Annotated in this window: 9 protein-coding genes; 3 read left to right on the top strand and 6 right to left on the bottom strand. The window is 57.7% G+C overall.

Going from position 1 to position 6,949, the window contains the following annotated elements:
* Positions 1-163 precede the first annotated feature (163 nt).
* The 3 genes from ACODSP_RS28115 to ACODSP_RS28105 all read right to left on the bottom strand — a co-directional run bounded on the left by ACODSP_RS28115 (position 164) and on the right by ACODSP_RS28105 (position 2,219).
* Positions 164-1,153 carry a quinone oxidoreductase family protein gene (locus ACODSP_RS28115; protein WP_488968813.1) on the bottom strand — a complete coding sequence of 330 codons (990 nt, stop codon included), beginning with the start codon at positions 1,151-1,153 and terminating at the stop codon, positions 164-166.
* A 51-nt stretch (positions 1,154-1,204) separates the two neighbouring features.
* Entirely contained in the window at positions 1,205-1,771 is a 567-nt protein-coding gene (locus ACODSP_RS28110; protein WP_488968812.1) for a TetR/AcrR family transcriptional regulator, read from the bottom strand.
* Positions 1,772-1,850: 79 nt separating this feature from the next.
* The gene (locus tag ACODSP_RS28105) at positions 1,851-2,219 is read right to left on the bottom strand and encodes a LysR family transcriptional regulator (RefSeq protein WP_488968811.1); all 369 of its coding nucleotides are present in this window, start codon (positions 2,217-2,219) and stop codon (positions 1,851-1,853) included.
* A gap of 132 nt (positions 2,220-2,351) precedes the next feature.
* Here ACODSP_RS28105 and ACODSP_RS28100 point away from each other — a divergent pair, with 132 nt between their 5' ends.
* The 3 genes from ACODSP_RS28100 (at position 2,352) to ACODSP_RS28090 (ending at position 4,528) form a co-directional block, all read left to right on the top strand.
* Positions 2,352-2,897 (top strand): carboxymuconolactone decarboxylase family protein, encoded by a 546-nt coding sequence (locus ACODSP_RS28100; protein ID WP_488968810.1) that lies wholly within the window; start codon positions 2,352-2,354, stop codon positions 2,895-2,897.
* 97 nt (positions 2,898-2,994) lie between these two features.
* Entirely contained in the window at positions 2,995-3,855 is an 861-nt protein-coding gene (locus ACODSP_RS28095; protein WP_488968809.1) for an alpha/beta fold hydrolase, read from the top strand.
* Positions 3,856-4,366: 511 nt separating this feature from the next.
* The gene (locus ACODSP_RS28090; protein WP_488968808.1) at positions 4,367-4,528 is read left to right on the top strand and encodes a hypothetical protein; all 162 of its coding nucleotides are present in this window, start codon (positions 4,367-4,369) and stop codon (positions 4,526-4,528) included.
* Positions 4,529-4,756: 228 nt separating this feature from the next.
* Here the strand turns inward: ACODSP_RS28090 and ACODSP_RS28085 are convergent, their stop codons facing one another.
* From ACODSP_RS28085 to ACODSP_RS28075, 3 genes are all read right to left on the bottom strand, one after another.
* Positions 4,757-5,041 carry a hypothetical protein gene (locus tag ACODSP_RS28085; RefSeq protein WP_488968807.1) on the bottom strand — a complete coding sequence of 95 codons (285 nt, stop codon included), beginning with the start codon at positions 5,039-5,041 and terminating at the stop codon, positions 4,757-4,759.
* Positions 5,042-5,367: 326 nt separating this feature from the next.
* The gene (locus ACODSP_RS28080) at positions 5,368-6,051 is read right to left on the bottom strand and encodes a hypothetical protein (protein ID WP_488968806.1); all 684 of its coding nucleotides are present in this window, start codon (positions 6,049-6,051) and stop codon (positions 5,368-5,370) included.
* Positions 5,963-6,949 (bottom strand): RHS repeat-associated core domain-containing protein (locus ACODSP_RS28075; RefSeq protein WP_488968805.1); only part of this gene is annotated, 987 nt, incomplete at its 5' end. The genes ACODSP_RS28075 and ACODSP_RS28080, both read right to left, overlap by 89 nt.

The following is a 6,949-nucleotide window of genomic DNA, read 5'->3' as shown; positions in this document are numbered from 1 at the left end:
TAGGTGGGTCAATTCTCGACGGAAATCCCGGGTCAGTTCCGCGTGGAAATCAACATCCTGATCCGCCTTGGCGGCGTGCTGGTCGATCTCTGGTGCGCCAGCTATGCCAAGCCGCCCGCTGCGGTGAACGGCCTCGGCTTTACTTCAAGGCTGTCCGCGCAATTCACAAATGTGGCGTCAGTACGATCCGGCCGTTCAGATAGCGGTTCTCCATCCGTTCGTGGGCGGTCACAGCCTCACTGAAGGGGAGTACGTCGACTGGAATTTCGCACAGTCCTGAGGCTGCCGCCTTCAAGGCAGCCTCGAGACCTGGCCGGATAACGTCTGGGTGTGACGGCAAAAAGGCTCCCGCATTAAAGCCGGCGACGGTCATGCTACCGAGCCAGAGGTCGCTGGTCTTCACAGTGTGATCCCAGTCGCCGCTGGCATTGCCCGCGACGATGAGACGGCTGCCCGGCTTCATCATTGCAAAGCTTTGGCTGCGGACGATGCCGCCGACGGGATCGATGATGACATCGAATTTTTCACCATCGAGCGCACCTGGCAACTCTGCGGAATCGACGATCTGATCGTAGGGCAGTTTCGTTTTCGCTGCTGCTTCCAGCTTGCCCGAACGGACCGTGCCAACGACACGTGAAGCCCCGTGCTGCTTTGCGATCCCAGGGAATGCGGAGGAGAGGCCGCCGAGGGCACCTTGGACCAGCATGCTTTCTCCCTCGCGGAGCTTGGCAACCAGGGTGAGGGCGACGTGGGCCATCGCGGCGTTGGGAATCATCGCGACAGCGAGAGAAGGATCGATATCGGAGCCCTCGATCGACACAACGCCATGCACGGGCGCGATATACACGGAGGCATACCCGCCGGTGCCAGCGCCGGCCGACATTGAGACGACCTTCTCGCCGATCGCGAACCCGGTCACCCCATCGCCGAGCGCTCGCACCCTGCCGGCCACTTCCAATCCGGGAATGAAGGGCGGCTGGGCCATGCCGGGCACGTCCTTGAACTTTCCCTGGCGAAAAAGGAGGTCGATGTGACCAACCGCCGCGTGGGTGACATTGATCGCGATCTGGCCCGGTCCCGGGGTCGGATCGGGCAGGTCGACGACTGTCAGGACGCTTGGACTGCCGAACTGGATGGCTTGGATAGCTCTCACCGGACAACTCCTATCATGACTGAGCAGACACTCATTTTTGCACTAAAAAATTCACCTCAACGCTTGCCAAAGGGCTTCGAAACCTGCATCGCGGACGCCTTCCGCATTGCCACGGTCGTGGATGATGAAATCGATCGTCGTCCCTGCCATCGCTTCCACAAGCGCTCCGACATACGCCAAAGGTGCGTCCCGCAACGCGCCGGTTGATCGTGCGCGGTGTACGATTGCGACGGCTGGGCCGGCGACGACTGCCACCGCCTTTCGGCTGGCTTCGGTGATCTGGTCTGAAACCCCGAGCTGGGCCAAGGCTCGCCGCTTCGACGGATTAGAAACGCCCCAGTCCGTCCATCGCGCCCATAGATGATGCAGTTGCCCGCGGACATCATCGTCGCCAGGCATCGCATCAAGGACGGCCTCAGACAGCTCCGTCTTCAACGTGACATAGAGCTCATTGAGCAGAGCGGATTTCGTTCCGAAGTATGTGAACACCGATCCATGCGGCACCTGAGCTAGCTTGGCGATTTCAGCCGTCGCCGCACCAAGACCGTGTTCGGCAACCAATTCCATCGCCGCCTTCAGGATCGCATCACGTTTTTCTTCGCTTCTGGGCCGCGCCATTCACCATCATCCTCACCCGATAGATGACTGTTTACTCACGCATTGTCAAGAAGAATGATCACCTTTCGCGGATTGCTCCTTATGCCAATTCGACGAGGTCGATGTTGCTGTCGGACAGCACAAGCCGAACTGTCACATCGGGATAAGCAGCAAGAAAATCGTGGATGATCGGCGCGGTCACCATCAACTCGCCGCGCGGCGCGCGATATTCGCCGGAGGCGGCGCGCTCTGCCTCCGACAGTTCCTCAAGCCCCCTCCGGGCCGATGCGACATAGGCCGTGCCAGCTTCCGTGAGCAGGAGCTTGCAGCTTGTGCGGACGACGAACTGCGAACCGAGAAAGCTCTCGACGTTGGAAACGCGCTGGCTGACGGTGGGAAGGGGAACGTTGAGGGAACGGGAGGCAGCGGAAAGGCTCCCTCCATCAACCGCCGCGACCAGCGTGCGCATTGCCTCGAACCTGTCCATCGTCCCTCTCGTTTTACGGAAGTTAGGCTTTATAATTTAGCACCTGCCTATCGGATACGGAGGGGGATACTTTAATCCAGCAACGGCAAGACAACTCGTTCAGGAGAAAAGCCCATGTCCCGCATCCCCACCCCCGCTACCGAACAGGCCCCCGAAAAAGCGCAGCCCTTGTTGGCTGCTGTCCAGAAGCAACTTGGTACCGTACCGAACCTGTTTCGTATCGTTTCCAATAGCCCGGCCGCACTGGAAGCCTATCTCGGCTTCTCCGGCGCGCTCAGCAAAGGCGCGCTAGCCGCGCAGACCCGCGAGCGGATCGCGCTGGCGATCGCCGAGGTGAATGATTGCGGCTACTGCTTGTCCGCTCACACGTACATCGCCCGCAACTTGGCTAAGCTCGATGACGCGGAGATCACTGCAAACCGAAGCGGTGCCTCCAACGACGTCAAGGCGGACGCAGCCGTGCGCTTCGCCGTCAAGCTGGCCCGGGCACGCGGACAGGCGAGCGACGCCGATATCCGGGCGCTCAAGGACTCGGGATACTCCGATGCGCAGATCGTCGAAATCATCGCCCATGTCGCGCTCAACACCTTCACCAACTACGTCAATGAAGCGCTGAAGACCGAAATCGACTTCCCGGTCGTGATGGTCCGGACAGCCTGACCGCCTGATCCTTCTCACAACTTGTGAACCAAACAATGCGGGCGCGCAGCCGCGCCCGCAAAGCCCTCTTCACGTCCTGAAATCAGGGAGACTTCCCATGAACGTTAGTTTCAAAACCGTCGATGTCGATGGCCTCAAGCTGTTCTACCGCGAAGCCGGCGATGCGAGCCGCCCCACCGTGCTGCTGCTGCACGGCTTCCCGAGCGCGAGCCACATGTTCCGTGACCTGATCCCTGAGCTCGCCAGCAAATATCACGTCGTCGCCCCCGATCTGCCGGGTTTCGGAATGACCGAGCAGCCGGCCCGCGACCAGTTCGACTATAATTTCGCTAACATCACTAACGTTGTCGACCGTTTCACCGAGGTGCTCGGCCTCGACAAATTCGCCATCTACGTGTTTGACTATGGAGCTCCGGTCGGCTTCCGGATGGCGGTCAAGCACCCCGAACGGATCACCGCGATCGTCACCCAGAACGGCAACACCTATCTCGAAGGCGTGTCGGACGCATTCGCCCCGGTCATGGCCTATTGGAGGGAGCCCAACCAGGCCAACCGCGACGCGCTACGCGGCTTCCTGGCGCCGGAGACGACGTTCTTCCAATACACCCACGGTGTCGACGATCCGACAAAGGTCTCGCCCGACGGCCGCAACCTCGACGATTTCTATCTGACGCGGCCCGGCAACGACGAAATCCAGCTCGACCTGCTGCTCGATTATCAGACCAATGTCGCGCTCTACGACACCTTCCAGGCCTATCTGCGAGAGCATCAACCGCCAGTGCTGGCAATCTGGGGCAGGAACGACCCGTTCTTCATTCCGCCGGGCGCAGAGGCGTTCAAGCGCGATGTGCGGGCCGCGGACGTTCGCTTCGTCGACAGCGGCCACTTCGCGCTCGAAACCCATGCCGTCGAGATCGGCGCCGCGATGCGCGAATTTCTGGCCAAGCATATCGGCTGACCTGCTTGTCCGGGCGCGTCTTGGTACCGCGCCCGCACTTTTCAATCAGAGCTCGGCCACGTCCGTCTGAAACTTCGGAGACACAACCAGGCCAGGCGGACGCTTGAGCTTTCATATCTTCGCCGGAGGATGGCCCTGATCGCCCAGGGACTGACAGTTTGGGAGGCGACCGCCAGGGTCATCAAGGTTGGGAAGACCGCCCTCCACGCAGCCATGGACAAGGTTTCTGATACCGAAACCAGTGGCTGAAATCTCATGTTCGCCCTACGTTCGCGCGAACCGGACAATATGATCACTTTCGTGTCCGGACCCCCACAAGTGAATGTACGGCAGCTCTCGGGAATTGGGTAAGCACCGCCGATCAACCGAGATGAGGCGCATACCGGAAATCACCCCCTGGCGTCTGCCTGTCCGTCAAACGGACGTTTGATGGACAGGGGAGAGCCGTTCTTGATTTGTCCCCTTAGCGTGGTTTTTCGCCCCTTCTATGTCGTGACCCCTTACCGTCCCGATGATCGACCTGACCCTGGCCGGTCAGGTCAACCGGACCGACATCTTCGTCACGGCGGATGGCGGACCGGCCTATGCCCAACGGCGCGTCGGGGCCGGCGTCGTAACGAATACGCATGTTGCCGCCCTGAAGAAGGCTTGGCCGCTGTTCACGGGTGAGTGACAGGGGGAACAGATCGAACGGTTGGACGATCCGATGCTGCGCCGACCGGCAATGACGGTATCGAACAGGGGTGAAACCCACAACGCCCTGGCCCGCATCGTGAGTTTGCAACGGTTCGGACGTTCGTGAAACATGGTCTACATAGACCATGTTGTCAGGTTCCTGCGCGGACAGGGGCAGGACATTTCCGATAGCCTGCTGTCCGATCTGGACCCCAACCCCCGGCGACTATCTCTGTGCCGAACCGGCGCAACTCGACTTGTAGCTGCGGCGGGTCACGGCATCGGTGCCCAGATCCACACCCGTCACCCGGTTCAACCCGTCATAGCGCCAGCCCACCGTGGCGCCCGTGCGGTTGCCGTCGGCGTCGTAGGTAAAGCTCATCGCCACGGTGGGGGCGACGCCGGTCACGCCCGTGGCGGGGCGGGGCAGGGTGATGCTGGCCGATTGCTTGCGCCCGGCTGTGTCATAGGCATGGGTGCGCACCGTCGCGGTGCCCGCCTTCTCCGCCACCACCCGGCCCAATATGTCCAGGCCGTAGGAGGTGACGGTCAGGCCGGGGCGCGTGATGCTGGTGGGGCGGTTCAGCGCGTCATAGGCGGTGGTGCTGAGGGTCCCGTCGCGCTGCGTGAAGCCCGTGCGGTTGTCGGCAGCGTCCCAGGATCAAGTCCGGGGCAGGCTCCGGCGTAGCTCTCCGTCCGGCCATCGGCATAGGACAGGATCGACAGACGACCAAAACCGTCATACCCCCAAGGGAGGATCAAGCGATGATCGCACATGCCTCTCTGGACCAGCTCATCGAAAGAAGGTTAACAAATTAACCTTCAAAAATCACTCCATTAAGGGTTTTTATTTGGATCGTAAGTATACACCATTTCCAGAACCGTTCCATCCTGAAAAAACCAAATTGGCTTTAATATAAATGAAATATACTTAAAATAAGTGTACTGACCACCCAAAAATGCCTCTTTATATGACCAGCTGCTTTTAATATCTTTTACATCCAACGTATTTTCCGAATTGCATTTTACAAACTCGATAAAATATCTAATTTCAATTATATATCGATAGTGGTCAATAAAATTATAGTAGTCCTTAATGTTAACTGGTATTTGCAAAATTTCCTTTGGCCTGAATATGAATACATTGTTATTATTATTTCTTTCGGCCCAGTCATTAAATTTTTTGTACGGCAAAATAATGCCATTTACTTTTACAATTGCGTTATCCTCAAAATAAGTGCCGCGTACATCGATCGCCCGCGCGCATTGTGAGATTTCGGTATTATTATGTAATTTTAGTACCATGTAGGCGTTTCCCATTTTGTCTATTTTGATGGGTGCATCTCGAAAGACTTGAACAAAAGGGGTGGTTCCGCGAGATATGCCGTCAAAATCAGATTCTCCGTTTGCAATAGATTCACCAATATAAAAGCTAATACCCGCAAGCGCTAGGACGCATAAAACAAGCGTACGTGTCTGGATTCTTGAGCAGATAATCCGAGTTTCCTTTTCTAATATCATTTATTCCAGCCCTTCCATATCTATCCGTTGCATCGAGATTGGCCCAGTGTGCGCCTTCATGAATGATGTCCCGTTGTCTTGCTGCGGCATTACTGTCACCTAAATGCTTATCAGAAAGATAAACATTATTGTCGAAGAACTTTCCAATAATGGGAATATCTGAAAATATACTTTCCCCTTTTCTAACCTCTGCTCTTACGGAACCCCCGCTGCTATCTGTCTTGTCTGCCATACGGTATAAAGTTATTCCCTCTCCGCGTCGGCCTATGGTGGCACTAATATTTGACAGTCCAGCAGAAAATTTTCGTAACTGCCCAGCACTTGTAAAGCTGGTTCCGAACTTCTCTCTAATAGTGCCCAAAAGCTTAGATTCGTCAGCAGACAATGACTCACGACTGCCAACTTTATCTACTAGCGCTTTAATTGTGCTTACGGCTACGGCCAAGTCACTTCGGGCTTTATCTGCATCGTCCAGTGCCGTATTGCACTGGCTATTAGTCAGTGTGCCTATTCCAGTTCCACATTTGGCCAACCCCGTCGGATCGACCCCCATGACCGGCGAATTCTTCACATAGGCATATCGGTTAAGCCCATCCTTGATGCCGATGGGATCGAGCTGCATCCACCTGCCGTCCTGGGGATCGTAAGCCCGGTTGGGCGTGTGGTACAGGCCTGTTTCGGCATCGTAGCGCATCCCGGCGTACCGGAAAGCCGGGCCGGCGGCAGCGGCCTGGGGGCTGTTGCCATAGGCGTCGTAGGTGTAGGCCCCGCCCAGCTTGCCGTCCGGCCGCAGCCAGCCGATGACGCTGCCCTGCCGGTTGGGCAGCAGGCGGATCAGGCCGGCGGCGGGGGCGTGGACGGCCACGACCGCCCCGCCATTGCCCGAGGCGCGGATGGT

The sequence above is a fragment of the Niveispirillum sp. FG156 genome, from assembly GCF_057809555.1.
The sequence above is the reverse complement of the archived record's forward strand: the minus strand, read 5'-3'. Positions and strand labels throughout refer to the sequence as shown.

What these genes read in the sequence shown, in the direction of transcription:
- ACODSP_RS28110 (WP_488968812.1), bottom strand. Translation starts at nt 1,771, where the DNA reads ATGGCGCGGCCCAGAAGCGAAGAAAAACGTGATGCGATCCTGAAGGCG.
- ACODSP_RS28105 (WP_488968811.1), bottom strand. Translation starts at nt 2,219, where the DNA reads ATGCGCACGCTGGTCGCGGCGGTTGATGGAGGGAGCCTTTCCGCTGCC.
- ACODSP_RS28100 (WP_488968810.1), top strand. Translation starts at nt 2,352, where the DNA reads ATGTCCCGCATCCCCACCCCCGCTACCGAACAGGCCCCCGAAAAAGCG.
- ACODSP_RS28095 (WP_488968809.1), top strand. Translation starts at nt 2,995, where the DNA reads ATGAACGTTAGTTTCAAAACCGTCGATGTCGATGGCCTCAAGCTGTTC.
- ACODSP_RS28090 (WP_488968808.1), top strand. Translation starts at nt 4,367, where the DNA reads ATGATCGACCTGACCCTGGCCGGTCAGGTCAACCGGACCGACATCTTC.
- ACODSP_RS28080 (WP_488968806.1), bottom strand. Translation starts at nt 6,051, where the DNA reads ATGATATTAGAAAAGGAAACTCGGATTATCTGCTCAAGAATCCAGACA.